Source organism: Alistipes onderdonkii (assembly GCF_025145285.1).
Classification (GTDB): Bacteria; Bacteroidota; Bacteroidia; order Bacteroidales; family Rikenellaceae; genus Alistipes; species Alistipes onderdonkii.
Genome location: NZ_CP102251.1, coordinates 2,109,266 through 2,125,923, shown reverse-complemented (window position 1 = coordinate 2,125,923; position 16,658 = coordinate 2,109,266). Strand labels below are relative to the sequence as shown.

Below are 16,658 nucleotides of genomic sequence, written 5' to 3'. Positions count from 1 at the left end.
AAGGAACAACCGTACAACCTACAACCTCATGATTCGCTTTCAAAAAATCCTCGTCTGTTCTTGCCTCATAGCCGGGCTATGGAGTTGCAAGACAAAATCGGAATGCATTCCCAACACGCTCCGCCCATCGGCTTACCCTTTGATCACGATCGACCCATACACAAGCGGATGGTCTTTCACGGATAACCTCTATGACGACGTAACCCGCCATTGGACAGGCGATAAATTCCCACTGATCGGAGTCGTAAAAGTCGACGGGCAGCCATACCGATTCATGGGACAGGAAGAGCCCGCCTTCAGCATCCTTGTCCCGACAGCCGAACAGGGGGCATGGGAGGGAGCTTACACCAAGACGCAACCGAGCGGGAAATGGATGGAATCGGATTTCAATGACAGCAGCTGGCTCCGGGGCAAGGCTTCCTTCGGCACCCACGCAAGCGCTTCTTCGGTACAGACCGAATGGGGCGGCGGCGAAATCTGGGTGCGGCGTACGGTAGATCTCCCCGAAGACATAGCCGAACACACAGTCTACCTGCAATATTCCAACGATGACGATGCAGTAATCTACGTCAATGGCATCGAAGTTGTCAACACCCCGGATTGCCATTTGCGAAATAAAATAAAATTACCGGACACAGCAGCGGCTACCCTACACCCAGGACGCAATGTCATAGCTGGATATTGCCTCGACAGGGGCGGGAATGCACTGTTGGATTTCGGATTGGCCACCGAACGGGACGAAAAGGCCTGTTTCCCGGAAACAGCCATGCAAAAATCTGTCGACGTACAAGCCACACAAACTCATTATACCTTCAGCTGCGGCAGTATCGATCTTAAAGTGACATTCACGGCACCCTTGCTCACAGATGACCTCGATCTTTTGTCGCGCCCGGTCAATTACATTACCTACGAAGTCGTATCGAACGATGGCACTGCCCATGACGTGGCTCTTTATTTCGAAGCGTCGCCCGAATGGGCCCTGCATGAGCCTGCAGAATCTTCCAGCGAGGGGTTCGTGCGGCAAGACCTGTGTTTTCTGAAAACAGGTTCGGTATCGCAACATATACTGGGTCGCAAAGGCGACCACGTGACCATCGATTGGGGTTATTTCTACCTCGCCGCAGACAACATCCGGACGGCATACCGCATAGGCGAAGCAGCACAGATACGCAAGGCGTTCCTCGCCGGCAATATGGAGTCATCGGCCGCAACGCGCACGCATACGACCCAAAAATTAGGACTGACACGTGACCTGGGACGCACAAAAGCAGCTTCGGGATATATAATGGTCGGATACGACGATCTGTACTCCATCCAGTACTTCGGAGAGAATCTACGTCCATATTGGAATCGCACAGGAAACCTTACGATCACGGATGCATTTGCGGCAGCAGGGAAAGCCTATCCGGAATTAAAAATCCGCTGTGACGAATTCGACCGCAGATTGATGGAAGAAGCCATAAAAGCAGGCGGGCGAGAATATGCCGAATTGTGCGCTACGGCATACCGCCAAGCTATTTCCGCACATAAACTCGTCGAAGCACCAAACGGCGACCTGCTACTGCTCTCGAAAGAGAACTTCAGCAACGGGTCTATCGGCACTGTGGACATCACTTATCCGTCGGCACCGCTCTTCCTTTACTACAATCCCGAACTGGCAAAAGGGCTTCTCAACCACATTTTCTATTACAGCGAAAGCGGACGATGGACAAAACCGTTCCCGTCACACGACATCGGCACCTATCCACTGGCCAACGGACAAACCTATGTAGGGGACATGCCTGTCGAAGAAGCCGGCAATATGCTCATCCTTACGGCCGCCATCGCCCATACCGAAGGAAATGCGGCCTATGCAAAGAAACATTGGGACGTCCTGACTACCTGGACAAACTATCTCGTAGCGAAAGGACTGGATCCAGAGAACCAGCTCTGCACCGACGATTTCGCAGGACATTTCGCACACAATGCCAATCTTTCCGTCAAAGCCATTCTGGGAATCGCCTCCTACGGTTATCTGGCACACATGCTGGGAGACACACAAACTGCCCGGAAGTATACGGACAAAGCCAGGGAATTAGCCGGTTACTGGATGGAAATGGCTGACGATGGCGACCACTACCGCCTCACTTTCGACAAACCGGGCACCTGGAGCCAGAAATACAACCTTGTCTGGGACAAACTTTTCAAATGGGAAGTTTTCCCAGAAAGCGTCCGCAAGAAGGAAATCGCCTATTATCTTACAAAACAAAACCGTTACGGCCTTCCGCTGGACAATCGCGAAAGCTACACCAAGACCGACTGGATCGTATGGACAGCGACACTGGCCGATGACCAGGAAGCATTCCGTGCGCTCATTTCGCCAATATGGAAGTTCGCAAACGAAACCACCGACCGCATCCCAATGTCAGATTGGGTTTATACAGAAAAACCGCAACACCGCGGATTCCGCGCTCGTTCGGTCGTCGGAGGCTACTGGATTAAGTTATTGGAAACACAATACGGGCAATAGCTCCGTATTGAAATCTGGATGAAACCATTCAAATAGAGCCGGGGCGGGGTTACTCCGCCCCGCGCTCGTAGGCGTCGATCATCGAGCCGCGGGTGCGGTTGACGATCCGCGCACCGAGCGACGCGGCATAGTCGCGCAGTACTTCATGCCCGCGGAAGAGTTCGGCGACCTCGGCCAGGTATACCGACATCGTATAGGGCACGTGCGGCACCTTCATGTAGATGGGCTGCGGAGCCGGGGGAAGGGTATCGTAATAGTGGCGGTCGGCACGGCACAGGCGGTTCGCATCGTCGACGCAGAGCCCGTCGAGCAACGTATGATCCACCCCGTAGAGCTCGATCCGCCGGTAACCCAGTAACAGGGCGACGTATTCGCCCACCTGCACGACCGTGCCGAAATTGGCGCTGCCCAGGCCGTGGCGGAAAAGCCAGAAGCCGACGCTGCCAAAACCGCGGTAGACCTGCGTATGGAAGCGAACGATGCGGATACGGGGGTTGGGCAGCGCGGCGCGGTAGTCGAACTTTTCGGGATTATAGAACTGTACGTAGAGCGTCATCGGCCACGTGACCTTGCTATCGAGTGTGCGGTAGAGCGCGGCCACGCGGTCGCGGCATTCGCTGTCGCGGAAGAACATCGGGTCGGAAAGGACGTAATAACCCGGTCTGACCACCTCGAAGCGGTCGTCCTCGGCAAAAAAGTTGACCGCCATGAAATCCTTCGCCTCGTATTCGCGGCGCGCGATCAATCGCGGCAGGTCGTCCGACAACGAAGGGCCGTTGCCCAGAATGACCATCCCGCGCGACGGGTCGCCCGTCGGGCCCGCACGGCGGATATAGTTGCGGAAATTCTCCTTGACGGCCATCACGGCGAAGTAAAGCGCCGTGTCGAACGTATTGCGGATGAATGCGATGAGCTTCTCGGATGCGGTCATGAACAGGGTTTTATTTGCAAATGTAGCAAAAGATCGGTATCTTCGCAAGAAACCAAACCGTAACAAATGGCATCGGCAACCATCTCGGTCATCATACCCCTCTACAACAAGCAACGCGAAATCGGCGACACCCTACGCTCGGTGCTCGCACAGACTTTGCAGCCCACGGAGATCGTCGTCGTGGACGACGGATCGACGGACGGGAGTGCCGGCGCCGTGCGTGCCATCGCATCGCCGCTCGTGAAGCTCGTCACGCAAGCGAACGCCGGGGTCTGCGCGGCACGCAACCGCGCCATCGCCGAGTCGACGGGCGACCTGATCGCCCTGCTCGACGCCGACGACACGTGGGAACCGGGATTCCTGGAGGAGATCGCTTCGATGGCGGCCGAATTCCCGGGCTGCGGGATTTATTCGACAGCCTTCAACATCGTCAGCCATGACGGGCGGTTCCCCGCCCCCACCCCCACGGAGCGCGGCGTGGTCGCCGACTTCTTCCGCGACTCGGCGCACCGTTATATCTCGATCCCGTCGGCCAGCGTCGTCCCGCGCGCGGTATTCGAAACAGTGGGCGGATTCCCCGAGGGAATGAAGATCGGCGAGGATCTCTACATGTGGATCAAGATCGCCCGGCGCTACAAGGTCTGCTTTTCGCCCAAGCCGCTGGCAAACTATTCGAAGGTGGCCTCGAACCGGTCGTCAGCCATCTACACGCCCGAGCGGACGCGCTACTCGTTCGAGGAGCTTTACGACCCGGCGGCGGCAGACGGATACAACGAGTTTGTGGCCCGCGCAGCCCTGGGAAAAGCGCTCATCATCAGTGCAAAGGGGGGCACGAAGGATGCGGCGAGGGCTATCCGGTTCTTCGGCTACACGAAGACTTACCGCCGCACGCTGCACAAGGTACGCATCCTCAACGCCCTGCCCCGCAGCTGGCGGGGGCCGCTGATCGGGCTTTACAACAGCCTGGCCTGGCGCATCGCCCGGAAAGGGCTCTGAGCCCCGAAAATTCCGACAGCATGAAATACCTTTCGAACCCCTCCGTCGTAAAGGGTCTTTTTACGGCACTCCTCCTGCTGGCAGCATCCGTCGCCCGGCCCCAATCCGCAAATCCGGACACCCCTTCCTACACGATGCGCTCGGGCGGTATCGAACGCAGCTACAAGCTCCACCTGCCCCAGGGGCTGCCCCAAGGCGCCCCGCTGGTGGTCGTCCTGCACGGTTACGGCGGTAACAACGACCCGGGCCGCTTCGGGCTGAACGCCGCGGCCGACCGCCACGGCTTTGCCGTCTGCTACCCGCAGGGCGCGAAGGACGGCCGGGGCAAGACATGCTGGAACGCAGGCTACCCGTTCCAGGCGGACATGGCCGTCGACGACGTGAAGTTCATCGCACAGCTGGTGCGCCACCTGCAAAAACGACACGGGCTGAGCCGCCGCAACGTATTCTGCACGGGCATGTCGAACGGCGGGGAAATGTGTTACCAGCTCGCGGCGCAGCGCCCCCGCCTGTTCGCGGCTGTGGCACCCGTATCGGGGCTGATGCTCGAATGGCTTTACAAGGCCGACGATTCCACGCACCCCGTGCCCCTGTTCGAAATACACGGCACGGCCGACCGCACGTCGGCGTGGGAGGGCGACCTCGACAATAAAGGCGGCTGGGGCGCCTACGTCGCCGTGCCGATGGCCGTACATTACTGGGCAGCCAAGAACAAATGCACCGGCATGCAGACGGACACTATTCCCGGGCGCACGCCGGAAAACGGCCGCAAGGTCATCACCCACCGCTTCACGGGCGGCACGGGCGGCAGCGAAGTCTGGCTCTACGAGATCGTCGGCGGGAAACATTCGTGGGGCGAACAGGACATCGACACGGGCGAGGAGCTCTGGAAATTTTTCAGCAAGTTCGTGAAATAGACGGGACGGCAGCCGGCAGGGGTAAGGGGCTTGTGCAACACCTCGCAGGAGGAGATGGTCTACATATGTATCCAATCCCGGGAAAATTCGCTGGAAGAACACACCTACGACGACGGAACCCGGGTCGCATGCACTCCCGGGTGGGAAACCCGCTAAAAAAACACCCGGCTTTACGTCCATGCGTAAAGCCGGGTGCCGGTTTACCTCTCCCCCCCCTCACGGGGCCGGGTCGTTGCAGATCAGTTCGCGAAGGTCAGCCCCTTGTCGTCGGCGTCGATGCGGATCGGCTGCTCACGGTTGACGTCGCCCGCAAGGATGCGCTTCGACAGGTCGTTGACCACATAGCGCTGGATGGTACGCTTCACGGGACGCGCACCGTAGAGCGGGTCGTAACCGGCGGCAGCGATCCATTCGCGTGCCTTCTCGCTGTATTCGAGGCGGATGCCGTTTTCGGCAAGCATCCTGCGCACGACACCGAGCTGGATGTCCACGATGCGTTCGATATCCTTGCGCGTCAGCGGCTCGAACATCACGATCTCGTCGATACGGTTGAGGAACTCGGGCTTGAGCTGCTGCTTGAGCAGGTCGATCACATCCCGGCGGGTCTTCTCGACCACTTCGGGGGCGAGTTTCTCACCGTTGAACACCTCCGCGAAATTCTCCTGGATGACCTGCGAACCCATATTCGAGGTCATGATGATGATCGTATTGCGGAAATCCACCGTACGGCCCTTGTTATCGGTCAGACGGCCGTCGTCGAGCACCTGCAACAGGATGTTGAAAACGTCGGGATGGGCCTTCTCAATCTCGTCGAGCAGCACGACCGAATAGGGTTTGCGGCGCACGGCCTCGGTGAGCTGGCCGCCCTCGTCGTAACCGACATATCCCGGAGGCGCCCCGACCAGACGCGACACGCTGTGACGCTCCTGGTATTCGCTCATGTCGATACGCGTCATCATCGAGTCGTCGTTGAAGAGGAACTCGGCCAACGCCTTGGCCAGCTCGGTCTTGCCGACACCGGTGGTGCCGAGGAAGATGAACGAGCCGATCGGTTTGCGGGGGTCGTTCAGCCCGGCGCGCGAACGGCGCACGGCGTCGGAAATGGCGGCGATGGCCTGCTCCTGCCCGATGACGCGCTTGTGCAGCTCGTCCTCCATGTGCAGCAGTTTTTCGCGCTCGGAAGCCAGCATGCGCGTCACGGGGATGCCCGTCCAGCGCGACACCACCTCGGCGACGTCCTGCGCATCGACCTCCTCCTTGATCATCGAGCCGTTGGCCGACGCCAGTTTGTACTCCTCCTGGAACGCGGCGATCTCCTTCTCCGCCTCCTGGATCTTGCCGTAGCGGATTTCGGCCACCTTGCCGTAATCGCCCTGGCGCTCGGCCTGCTGCGCCTCGATCTTCAGGGCTTCTATTTTGTCCTTGTTCGACTGAATCTTTTTCAAAAGGTCGCGCTGCCCCTGCCACTTGGCACGCATCTCGGCGTCACGGGCCTTGAGCTCCTCGATCTCCTTGGTGAGGTGCTCGACGCGCTCCTTGTCCTTCTCGCGGCGGATCGCTTCGCGTTCGATCTCCAGCTGGCGCACACGCCGGTCGAGGGTGTCGATCTCCTCGGGCACGGAGTTCATCTCCAGCCGCAGCCGCGAGGCCGCCTCGTCCACCAGGTCGATGGCCTTGTCGGGCAGGAACCGCGAGGTGATGTAACGCGTCGACAACTCGACGGCGGCCACGATCGCCTCGTCCTTGATCCGCACCTGATGGTGGTTTTCGTAACGATCCTTCAGGCCGCGGAGGATCGAAATGGCATCCTCGGGACTCGGTTCGTCGACCATGACTTTCTGGAAACGGCGTTCGAGGGCCTTGTCCTGCTCGAAATACTTCTGGAACTCGTCGAGCGTCGTGGCGCCGATCGTCCGCAGCTCGCCCCGCGCAAGTGCAGGCTTGAGGATGTTGGCGGCGTCCATCGCACCCGACGACTTGCCGGCGCCCACGAGGGTGTGGATCTCGTCGATGAACAGCAGGATGTCGCCGTCGCTGGCCACGACTTCCTGCACGACGGCCTTCAGACGCTCCTCGAATTCACCCTGGTACTTCGCACCCGCGATCAGGGCACCCATGTCGAGCGAGTAGATCACCTTCGACTTCAGGTTCTCGGGCACGTCGCCGTCGACGATCCGGTGTGCGATACCCTCGGCGATGGCGGTCTTGCCGACACCAGCCTCACCCACGAGGATCGGGTTGTTCTTGGTACGCCGCGAGAGGATCTGCAACACGCGGCGGATCTCCTCGTCACGGCCGATCACCGGGTCGAGCTTGCCCGAACGGGCCTGTTCGTTGAGGTTGATGGCATACTTGCCCAGCGCATCGAACTGCTGCTCGGAGGTCTGGGAATCGACCGTAGCGCCCTTGCGGAAGGTGCGGATCGCCTCAAGGAGTTCCTTCTCGGTGGCGCCGCTGCGCTTGAGGATGTCGGCGGCCTGCCCGCGCTCGGCGATAAGCCCCAGCAGCAGGTGCTCGACCGACGCATATTTGTCGCCGAAGTTCCGGGTAAAGTCCACGGCACGCTGGATCACCTTCGAGGAGTCCTGCGAAAAGAACTGGTCGCCGCCGCCTTCGACCCTCGGAAGGGACGCGACGGCACGGTCGGCCTCGTCGCGCAGGCCGCGGACATTCACCCCGACACGCCCCAGGAGGAACGTAGCGAGCGAATCGTCCTCGCGGACAAGCACGCTCAGAATATGGAGCGGCTCGACAGCCTGCTGTCCGCGCTCCCGGGCAAGAGTCAATGCACTTTGCAGAGCCTCCTGCGCTTTTACAGTTAACGTATTGATGTTCATATCTCTGATAATTTGTTTTCTAACTTTCGCAGATTATCTCCGCAAAACGCCTGCCAACCCCGATTTCCGGCCAATGTGTCATTCTTTGTCACTCCCGGGACTGACACGAGGCGCCAAAACGGCAGCTGTTTTGCAGAAGAGTTACACAATACGGCATAAAACAGCAGAACATCGCCCGAAATGTATTATCTTCGCAACACCTAACTCTCACTCTTCACGTTCATGACATATCGTAAACCCCCGTTCCTGCTGCGCAAATGGCAGCAGTTGCAGATGCGCTATTATGCATACCGCAATCCGGAAAAGCTGGTCAGGATACGCTACCGGCAACGATTCGGCACCGACCCCGACCTCGAAAACCCCCGAACCTTCAACGAAAAAATCCTCTGGATGATGCTCCATGCCGACACCACCCGCTGGTCGCAACTGGCCGACAAGTACCGCGTCCGCGAGTATGTCGAGCAATGCGGGCTGGGATGGATGCTCAACGAATTATACGGTGTATGGGAATCCGCAGAGGAGATAGACTTCAGCGGGGGGGGGAATCTCCCCGACACGTTCGTGCTGAAAACCAATAACGGCTACGGACAAGTTATCATCGTGAACGACAGGCAAAAAGCCGACATCCGGTCGATCCGCCGTACACTCAACCACACCCTGCGAAAGAAATTCGGCCGCATGACGGCCGAACACCACTATTTTGGTATTAAACCCCGCATTATCGCCGAACGCCTCCTTCCCTCAGAACCAGCATTCGGCAATTCGCTCATCGACTATAAATTCTACTGTTTCGATGGCAACCCCTATTGTTGCATGGTCTGCTACAACCGTAAATCGCCATCCGACGTCAAAACAGGATTGTACGATGCCAGGACATGGAAAAACATAGGTCATTACGTCACCGGAAAATATTACGACCCACATCAGTGTGATATCCCGCGTCCGGCATCCCTCGACCGGATGCTCGATGCGGCCAAACGGCTCTCATCAGGATTCCCCCAAGTACGGGTCGACCTTTACGAAGTCGCCGGCAACCCCGTATTCGGGGAACTGACATTCACCTCATCTGCAGGTATGGATACGGGATTCAGCCAGGAGTTTCAGGAATTGATGGGATCGCAAATATCCCTGCCGCCCGCCAAGCGGACGCAACCGTCGCACCCGGGACTGCTCGGGCTCCTCGGACTGCGGAAGGCCGCCGCCAAATAAAAACGGCAGGCAGCCCGGAGAGGCGGCTGCAACAGGCTGCCCGGCCCGCCATGCACAGCCCTTCGCCCGGGTATGGGGAGAGGGCTGTCATTTTGTAGGCGGGTTTCATTTTTAATTTAATTCTTAATTCGTATCTTTGCGCTACTATGAGTGATTTTATCGTCAGCGCACGGAAATACCGCCCCGCGACCTTCGCCTCGGTCGTCGGACAGAAACATATCACCTCCACGCTTAAAAATGCGATCGAGCGCGGGCAGTTGGCTCACGCCTACCTGTTCTGCGGCCCCCGCGGCGTAGGCAAGACCACTTGTGCCCGCATCTTCGCAAAGGCCATCAACTGCCTGAACCCCAACGGATCGGAGGCCTGCAACGAATGCGAATCGTGCCGTTCGTTCAACGAAGGGCGCTCGTTGAACATCCACGAGCTGGACGCCGCGTCAAACAACTCGGTGGAAGATATCCGCACACTGATCGAACAGGTGCGCATCATCCCGCAGGTAGGGCGCTACTCGGTATTCATCATCGACGAGGTGCACATGCTCTCGGCGGCGGCGTTCAACGCCTTCCTCAAAACGCTCGAAGAGCCGCCCGCACATGCGATCTTCATCCTCGCAACGACCGAAAAACACAAGATCATCCCGACCATCCTCTCGCGGTGCCAAATCTACGATTTCAACCGCATCCGCGTCGAGGACGGCGTCGAATACCTCAAATACATCGCCTCGCAGGAAGGCATCGCGGCCGACGAAGAGTCACTCAACCTCATCGCCCAGAAAGCCGACGGGGGCATGCGCGACGCCCTGTCGATGTTCGACAAGGCCGTGTCGTTCTGCGGCAAGGCGCTCGATTACCGCAACGTCGCCCAGACGCTCAACGTCCTGGACTACGACACCTACTTCGGCGTCACGGAGATGCTGCTCGCGGGCAACTATGTCGACACGCTGGTGACGTTCGACAGCGTGCTGTCGCGGGGTTTCTCGGGGCAGACCTTCATGGCGGGGCTGAACCGCCACATGCGCGACCTGCTGATGGCCAAGCGCCCCGAAACGCTGCGGCTGATCGAAATGACCGGGACGCTGCTCGAACGATACCGGACGCAGGCGGGCGCCTGCGATGTCGAGTTCCTGTTCGGAGCCATCTCCTGCCTGACGGAGCTCGACGGGAAGATCCGGCAATCGTCCAACCAGCGGTTGCTCGTCGAGCTGGGCCTGATGAAGATCGCAGGGCTCGGCCAAAAAAAAAATGACTCTCTGACATCTTCCGGGGAATACCCCCTTCCTACCCTCACCCCCCGCACGGCGGGCTCCGCACCTGCGGCGGCTCCGGCAGCGGCCGGGCAGCCGGCACCGCGTCCGGCGGCAATTGTCTCCGGCAACCCCGGAGCCCCGGCAGCCGCAACGGCTACGGCACAACCAGCAGGGGTTTCGGCGACCGGAAATCCGGCAACGAACGCCCCGGCGGCAAATGCCTCCGGCAACCCGGAAGCCCCGGCAGCCGCAACGGCTACTGCACAAGCGGCAGAGGTTTCGGCGACCGGAAATCCGGCAACGAATGCCCCGGCGACAAGCGCCTCCGGCAACCCCGCAGCCCCGGCAAGCGCAACGGCACAACCGGCAGCGCAAGCAGCAGGAGCCGCAACGGCACCCCCTTCCGCAGCGACGTCCGCAGCAATGCCTGCCGCGTCCCCGGCCGGAAGGCCGGCAGCGGGTACATCCGCCGGCCCGACTGCACAGGGAACACTCCCGGCACAGCCTGCGCCGGGGATGAAACGGCGGCCGCTGATCTCGGGCGCGTCGCTCTCGGAGCTGCTCGCCTCGGCAGGCGGCGATCCCGACGAGGAGCCGTCGGACGGCGAGACGCCCGACGAACCCGAAACCGTGCGCATAGACCCGGACTGTGCCGAAAAGTTGGAGCACGCCCGCAGCAGGATACTGAACCTCATCAAGGAGAAACGCCCGCGCTTCGTGCCGGCCTTCGAGTTGATGACCTTCCGCGACAACACGATCTCGGTGAGCGTACCGACGACGGAGCTGCGCGAGGAGATCCTGCGCAGCAAGACCGGGATGCTGATGCGCATCGCCGAACTGGCGGGCATCGAGGGTATGATCGAACTGGAGGTCGCAGTGAACGAAGAGATCCGGGCGGCACGCCCGATCAAGCTCGAAGACCGCGTCCGTTACATCACGGAGAAGAACCCGCTCGTCGCGGAGCTCCGCAAAGCATTGGACTTGGAAGTAGAATAAAAAGAACGAACAATAAAAATGGCAACAAAGAATTTCATCGAAGAACTCGAATGGCGCGGGATGATCCACACGATCATGCCCGGCGCGAAGGAACAACTCGAAAAAGAGATGACGACGGCCTACCTGGGCATCGACCCCACGGCCGACTCGCTGCATATCGGCCACCTGGTGGGCGTAATGATCCTCAAGCATTTCCAGATGTGCGGGCACCGTCCGCTGGCACTCATCGGCGGTGCGACGGGCATGATCGGCGACCCTTCGGGCAAGTCGCAGGAGCGCAACCTGCTCGACGAGCCCACGCTGCGCCACAACCAGGAGGCGATCAAACGCCAGCTGGCCAAACTGCTCGACTTCGAGTCGGACGCCCCCAACGCGGCCGTGCTGGTGAACAACTACGACTGGATGAAGGACATCTCGTTCCTGGAATTCATCCGCGACATCGGCAAGTGCATCACCGTCAACTACATGATGGCCAAAGACTCGGTCAAGAAACGGTTCAGCGGCGAGGGCGACGGCATGTCGTTCACCGAGTTCACCTACCAGCTGGTACAGGGCTTCGACTTCCTGCACCTCTACCAGACGATGAACTGCAAGGTGCAGCTGGGCGGCGCCGACCAGTGGGGCAACATCACCACCGGCACGGAGCTGATCCGCCGCAAGCTGGGCAACGAGGCCGAAGCGTTCGCCATCACCTGCCCGCTTATCACCAAGGCCGACGGCACGAAATTCGGCAAGACCGAGAGCGGCAACGTATGGCTCGATGCGCGCTATACCTCGCCCTACAAGTTCTACCAGTTCTGGCTCAACGTCAGCGACGAGGATGCCAAGCGTTACATCCGCATCTTCACGCTGTTAGACCGTGAAACCGTCGAGGCACTGACCGCCGAACACGAAGCCGCACCCCACCTGCGCATCCTGCAGAAGCGGCTGGCACAGGAGATCACCACGATGATCCACTCCAGGGAGGAGTACGAAAAGGCGGTCGAAGCCTCGGCAATCCTCTTCGGCGGCTCGACGTCGGAGGCGCTGCGCAAAATAGACGAAGGAACCCTGTTGCAGGTGTTCGAAGGCGTGCCGCAGTTCCGTATCGCCCGCGCCGAGCTGGGACTGCCGTTCGTCGATCTGTGCGCCGAGAAGACGCAGGTGTTCCCCTCGAAGGGCGAATGCCGCAAGATGGTGCAGGGCGGCGGCGTGTCGCTCAACAAGGAGAAGGTCGCCGACCCGGCACGTACGGTGGGCGAGGCCGACCTGATCGCCGGCAAATACCTGCTCGTACAGAAGGGGAAGAAGAATTACTACCTCGTAATCGCCGAGTAGCATGGAATACCGCATCGTTCTGACGCGCATGGAATTCCACGCGCTGCACGGCTGCTACGAGCTGGAACGCAAGGTGGGCAACCGCTTCACGGTCGACCTGGAACTGACGGCCGAACTGGGCCATGCGGCCACGGACGACGACGTGCGCAAGACGGTCAACTACCTGACGGCCTACGAAGTCGTCGAGATGCAGATGCGCATCACGCAGCACACCATCGAGCGGGTGGCGACGAACATCATCGAGGCGGTTTATGCCACCTTCCCGCAGGTGCGGCACGTAAAATGCACCGTCTCGAAACTGGCGCCGCCGCTGGGCGGGAAGCTCGAGAAGGTGAGCGTCGTGCTGGAGAAATAGGACGGGTGTGCGCACGCATGCGCACACCCGTTTGCGATAATAAACAGGTTAGGTTATGCATCACAAGAAGAGTCGCGCCACCTTGGGTGGCAAATTGAGCGCCGTGCTGGTCGCTGCGGGCAGTTCCGTCGGGCTGGGCAACATCTGGCGCTTCCCTTATGTAGCCGGGGAGAACGGCGGCGGGGCATTTCTGATAATCTATGTCCTTTGTGTCCTGCTGCTGGGACTGCCGCTCATGATCGCGGAATTCACCGTGGGGCGTGCCTCGCACCGCAACGCCGTGGGTGCCTACCGGGCGCTGAACCCGCGGTGGAGCTTCCTGGGATACAACGGCGTGCTGGCGGCATTCCTGATTCTGGGTTTCTACTTCGTGGTTTCGGGCTGGACGGCGGAATACATGGTACACTCGGTGACGGGCAGCTTCGCCCGCGTCTCGACCGCCGGGGAGTACAAGGATATTTTCGAAACGTTCATCAGCAACCCCTGGCGACCCGTATTGTATACCTGCCTCTTCGTGCTGGCCACCCATTTCGTAATCGCCTTGGGCGTACAGAAAGGCATCGAACGCTCGGCCAAGATCCTCATGCCGCTGCTGCTGCTCATCCTGATCGTGCTGTCGATCCACTCGCTGCTGATGCCGGGCGGGGAGGCCGGGCTGAAGTTCCTCTTCGCCCCGGATTTCTCGAAGGTGACCCCGTCGACGGTGCTCGTCGCACTGGGGCAGGCCTTCTTCTCGCTCTCGATCGGCATCGGCACGATGGTGACCTACGCCTCGTATTTCAAACCCGACACGAACCTGCGCCACACGGCGCTCAACGTCACGATCCTCGACACGCTGGTGGCCGTACTGGCCGGCGTGGTGATCTTCCCGGCCGTGTTCAGCGCCGGTATCGAACCCACATCGGGCCGGGCACTGGTCTTCATCACCCTGCCGAGCATCTTCAACAGTATGCCGCTGAGCATGGTCTGGTCGTCGATCTTCTTCCTGCTGCTGGCCGTCGCGGCCCTGACCTCGACCATCTCGCTGCACGAAGTGGTCACGGTCTACCTGCACGAGGAGTGGCACCTGAGCCGCAAGGCCGCCGCATGGCTCACGACCGCCGCCACGGCCGCCCTGGCATCGCTGGCATCGCTGTCGCTCGGGGCGCTGGGCAGCTGGAAGGTCTGCGGGCTTTCGCTCTTCGACTCGCTCGACTTCCTGACGGCCAACATCCTGCTGCCGGCAGGCGGGCTTTTCACCTGCATCTTCGTGGGCTGGAAGCTCGACCACCACATCCTCAAGGCGCAGATCACCAACAACGGAGAGTTGAAATTCCGTATCTACGGGCTATTCAGCTTCCTGCTGCGCTACGTCTGCCCGGCAGTGCTGCTGCTGATCTTCCTCGACAACCTCGGGGTATTCTGACAAGAGGCGACAAGCGTTTCCCCGGCCCCGGACTTTCCCAAGTCCGGGGATTTTTTATTTCCGCGGCCGGGGCCGGAGGGAGGCCGTGCATTTCGATTCAAAACCATTCTTTCACAAAAAAGCAGATATTTCGTCCAATTTTTTTGTGTTTTATTTTGGAAAATAAAATTAAAGATTTATTTTTGTTTCATAATGAAATTAAAAATATTACACATCACAATTAAAACGCGGACAAAACTGACAAAACAAGAAACCCCCTAAAACGGCACGAGACTCATTCCCGGGCCGTAAAAGGCAAACCGCGGGCAGCACCCGCGGCCTGCATCCGTCCTCAGGGACAAGCTTTCGCAGCGGCAGCCGGCTGCCAGGGTATGAAAAAAGGATTACATTCCGGTGACAACGACGCACGAAGCCAATTATTAAAATATTTTTGCAGCCGGAGCGACACAGGCTCCCACCTATTTAATAAAAAGACAGAAACACCAAGAAACCATCAGCACAAACCCGACCATGAAAAACCTGTTACTTTTCCTGCTGGCCTGCTGCCTCTGTGCCGCAGCCTCCGCCCGCCCGATACGGGGATCGGTCAAATGCGGCGGAAAGCCGATGGGCGGCGTGACTGTAACCGACGGTTATACGTTCGCGCAAAGCGACGAGCAGGGCATATTCACGCTCGATGCCGACGACCAGGCGCTGTTCATCAGCCTGGTGACCCCGTCCGGCTACCTGGCTCCGCTCGAAGGGGGCATCCCGCAATTCTACCGCACATACGACCCGGCGGCCAAACGCTACGACTTCGAATTGCAACCGTGGCCCGGCTCGGGCGAATGCTACGAACTGCTGGCGATCGCCGATCCGCAGCCCAAGACCGAAGAGCATTTCCGGCGGTTGCGGAGCGAGGTCATGCCCGCATTGCAGGCGGCAACCGATAACGGGAGAACGCGGGGCTCGAACCAGGCCGCTATCGTGCTCGGGGACATCGTATGGGACTCCCCGGAACTCTTCGCAGGCGTGAAAGCGGAGTTCGCCAAGCTCGGGGTACCCGTATACGGCGTGATCGGCAACCACGACCATGACCTGAACAAATATACCGACCGCGAGGCGACGGAGAATTACCGCAGCCATTTCGGCCCCACCTATTATGCATTCGACATGGGGCGCACGCACTATATCGTACTCGACGACATCGTTTACCACGGCGCGAAGAAATACGAGGAGCGGATCGACACGATGCAACTGCGCTGGGCAGCCGCCTATGCCGAACGCCTGCCCGCAGGGTCGCGCGTCTGCATCGCGATGCATGCCCCGGCCATGAAATCGTGGCTCGGGAACCGCGTCATGGAGTCGGCCGAAGGGCTGATGGACGCCTTTGCGGGGCACGAACTGCACTTCATCACCGGGCATACGCACCTCAACTCGAATTACGACATCCGCGAGGGGGTCATGGAACACAACGTAGCGCAGGTCTGCGGCAACCTCTGGTGGGATCCGATCAACTGGGACGGTACGCCCAAGGGCTTCCAGCTGTTCCGCGAATGCGGCGGGGAATTCTCGTGGGAATACCGGAGCCTCGGCGAGTCCCCGGCACGGCAGATCCGCGTATGGCACCCCGGCCAGGTGGCCAAGCACCCGGCCAGCGTCGTGGCAAAGATATGGAACTGGGATTCGTACTGGACGGTCGTATGGTATGAGGACGGCCGTTACCGCGGCGCCATGCAGCGTACGACGCTCGACGACCCGGATTATACCGCGCACATCGACTCGCTGAAGGCCGCCGGAAGGAAAATCTCCAAAGTCCAGCGCCCACGCCCGACGAACTTCTATTTCACGGCACGCCCCTCGGCATCGGCCCGCGAGGTGGAGGTGGTCGCCACCAACCGATTCGGCCGCCGCTACTCGGAGCGCATCGCACTCGGGCACACCGACTGACGTACAGGAC

At 59.8% G+C, this 16,658-nt stretch carries 11 protein-coding genes; 9 read left to right on the top strand and 2 right to left on the bottom strand.

The features are described from left to right. Positions 1 to 28 precede the first annotated feature (28 nt). Positions 29 to 2,509, top strand: a complete 2,481-nt coding sequence (locus NQ559_RS08670) for a glutaminase family protein (RefSeq protein WP_033395230.1) — start codon at positions 29 to 31, stop codon at positions 2,507 to 2,509. A gap of 49 nt (positions 2,510 to 2,558) precedes the next feature. On the opposite strand, the gene NQ559_RS08665 is transcribed toward NQ559_RS08670, so the two are convergent. Then, positions 2,559 to 3,440: a hypothetical protein gene (locus tag NQ559_RS08665; RefSeq protein ID WP_018696130.1), complete on the bottom strand. Its 882-nt coding sequence runs from the start codon at positions 3,438 to 3,440 to the stop codon at positions 2,559 to 2,561. A gap of 66 nt (positions 3,441 to 3,506) precedes the next feature. Here NQ559_RS08665 and NQ559_RS08660 point away from each other — a divergent pair, with 66 nt between their 5' ends. Together NQ559_RS08660 and NQ559_RS08655 are read left to right on the top strand one after the other, a co-directional pair. Next, the gene (locus NQ559_RS08660) at positions 3,507 to 4,436 is read left to right on the top strand and encodes a glycosyltransferase family 2 protein (RefSeq protein ID WP_018696131.1); all 930 of its coding nucleotides are present in this window, start codon (positions 3,507 to 3,509) and stop codon (positions 4,434 to 4,436) included. Between the two features lie 20 nt (positions 4,437 to 4,456). After that, positions 4,457 to 5,353 (top strand): extracellular catalytic domain type 1 short-chain-length polyhydroxyalkanoate depolymerase, encoded by an 897-nt coding sequence (locus NQ559_RS08655; RefSeq protein ID WP_018696132.1) that lies wholly within the window; start codon positions 4,457 to 4,459, stop codon positions 5,351 to 5,353. Positions 5,354 to 5,592: 239 nt separating this feature from the next. Here the strand turns inward: NQ559_RS08655 and clpB are convergent, their stop codons facing one another. Next, positions 5,593 to 8,190, bottom strand: a complete 2,598-nt coding sequence (gene clpB / locus NQ559_RS08650) for an ATP-dependent chaperone ClpB (RefSeq protein ID WP_018696134.1) — start codon at positions 8,188 to 8,190, stop codon at positions 5,593 to 5,595. 222 nt (positions 8,191 to 8,412) lie between these two features. Here clpB and NQ559_RS08645 point away from each other — a divergent pair, with 222 nt between their 5' ends. From NQ559_RS08645 to NQ559_RS08620, 6 genes are all read left to right on the top strand, one after another. Continuing rightward, positions 8,413 to 9,399 (top strand): ATP-grasp fold amidoligase family protein, encoded by a 987-nt coding sequence (locus NQ559_RS08645; protein ID WP_018696135.1) that lies wholly within the window; start codon positions 8,413 to 8,415, stop codon positions 9,397 to 9,399. A gap of 146 nt (positions 9,400 to 9,545) precedes the next feature. Continuing rightward, positions 9,546 to 11,642: a DNA polymerase III subunit gamma/tau gene (gene dnaX / locus NQ559_RS08640; RefSeq protein WP_018696136.1), complete on the top strand. Its 2,097-nt coding sequence runs from the start codon at positions 9,546 to 9,548 to the stop codon at positions 11,640 to 11,642. Between the two features lie 18 nt (positions 11,643 to 11,660). After that, positions 11,661 to 12,959 carry a tyrosine--tRNA ligase gene (gene tyrS / locus NQ559_RS08635; protein WP_018696137.1) on the top strand — a complete coding sequence of 433 codons (1,299 nt, stop codon included), beginning with the start codon at positions 11,661 to 11,663 and terminating at the stop codon, positions 12,957 to 12,959. A 1-nt stretch (position 12,960) separates the two neighbouring features. Further along, positions 12,961 to 13,314, top strand: a complete 354-nt coding sequence (gene folB, locus NQ559_RS08630) for a dihydroneopterin aldolase (protein ID WP_018696138.1) — start codon at positions 12,961 to 12,963, stop codon at positions 13,312 to 13,314. A 55-nt stretch (positions 13,315 to 13,369) separates the two neighbouring features. After that, positions 13,370 to 14,719, top strand: coding sequence for a sodium-dependent transporter (locus NQ559_RS08625; RefSeq protein WP_026318412.1), 1,350 nt, complete (start codon positions 13,370 to 13,372; stop codon positions 14,717 to 14,719). A gap of 510 nt (positions 14,720 to 15,229) precedes the next feature. Next, complete coding sequence (locus tag NQ559_RS08620; protein WP_018696140.1) at positions 15,230 to 16,648, top strand: calcineurin-like phosphoesterase C-terminal domain-containing protein; 1,419 nt, start codon at positions 15,230 to 15,232, stop codon at positions 16,646 to 16,648. Positions 16,649 to 16,658 lie beyond the last annotated feature (10 nt).

Excerpts from the sequence above, each read along its gene's own strand:
- tyrS (WP_018696137.1), top strand. The coding sequence starts at position 11,661 with ATGGCAACAAAGAATTTCATCGAAGAACTCGAATGGCGCGGGATGATC.
- NQ559_RS08665 (WP_018696130.1), bottom strand. The coding sequence starts at position 3,440 with ATGACCGCATCCGAGAAGCTCATCGCATTCATCCGCAATACGTTCGAC.
- NQ559_RS08670 (WP_033395230.1), top strand. The coding sequence starts at position 29 with ATGATTCGCTTTCAAAAAATCCTCGTCTGTTCTTGCCTCATAGCCGGG.
- NQ559_RS08625 (WP_026318412.1), top strand. The coding sequence starts at position 13,370 with ATGCATCACAAGAAGAGTCGCGCCACCTTGGGTGGCAAATTGAGCGCC.
- NQ559_RS08660 (WP_018696131.1), top strand. The coding sequence starts at position 3,507 with ATGGCATCGGCAACCATCTCGGTCATCATACCCCTCTACAACAAGCAA.
- NQ559_RS08655 (WP_018696132.1), top strand. The coding sequence starts at position 4,457 with ATGAAATACCTTTCGAACCCCTCCGTCGTAAAGGGTCTTTTTACGGCA.
- NQ559_RS08645 (WP_018696135.1), top strand. The coding sequence starts at position 8,413 with ATGACATATCGTAAACCCCCGTTCCTGCTGCGCAAATGGCAGCAGTTG.
- NQ559_RS08620 (WP_018696140.1), top strand. The coding sequence starts at position 15,230 with ATGAAAAACCTGTTACTTTTCCTGCTGGCCTGCTGCCTCTGTGCCGCA.
- folB (WP_018696138.1), top strand. The coding sequence starts at position 12,961 with ATGGAATACCGCATCGTTCTGACGCGCATGGAATTCCACGCGCTGCAC.
- clpB (WP_018696134.1), bottom strand. The coding sequence starts at position 8,190 with ATGAACATCAATACGTTAACTGTAAAAGCGCAGGAGGCTCTGCAAAGT.
- dnaX (WP_018696136.1), top strand. The coding sequence starts at position 9,546 with ATGAGTGATTTTATCGTCAGCGCACGGAAATACCGCCCCGCGACCTTC.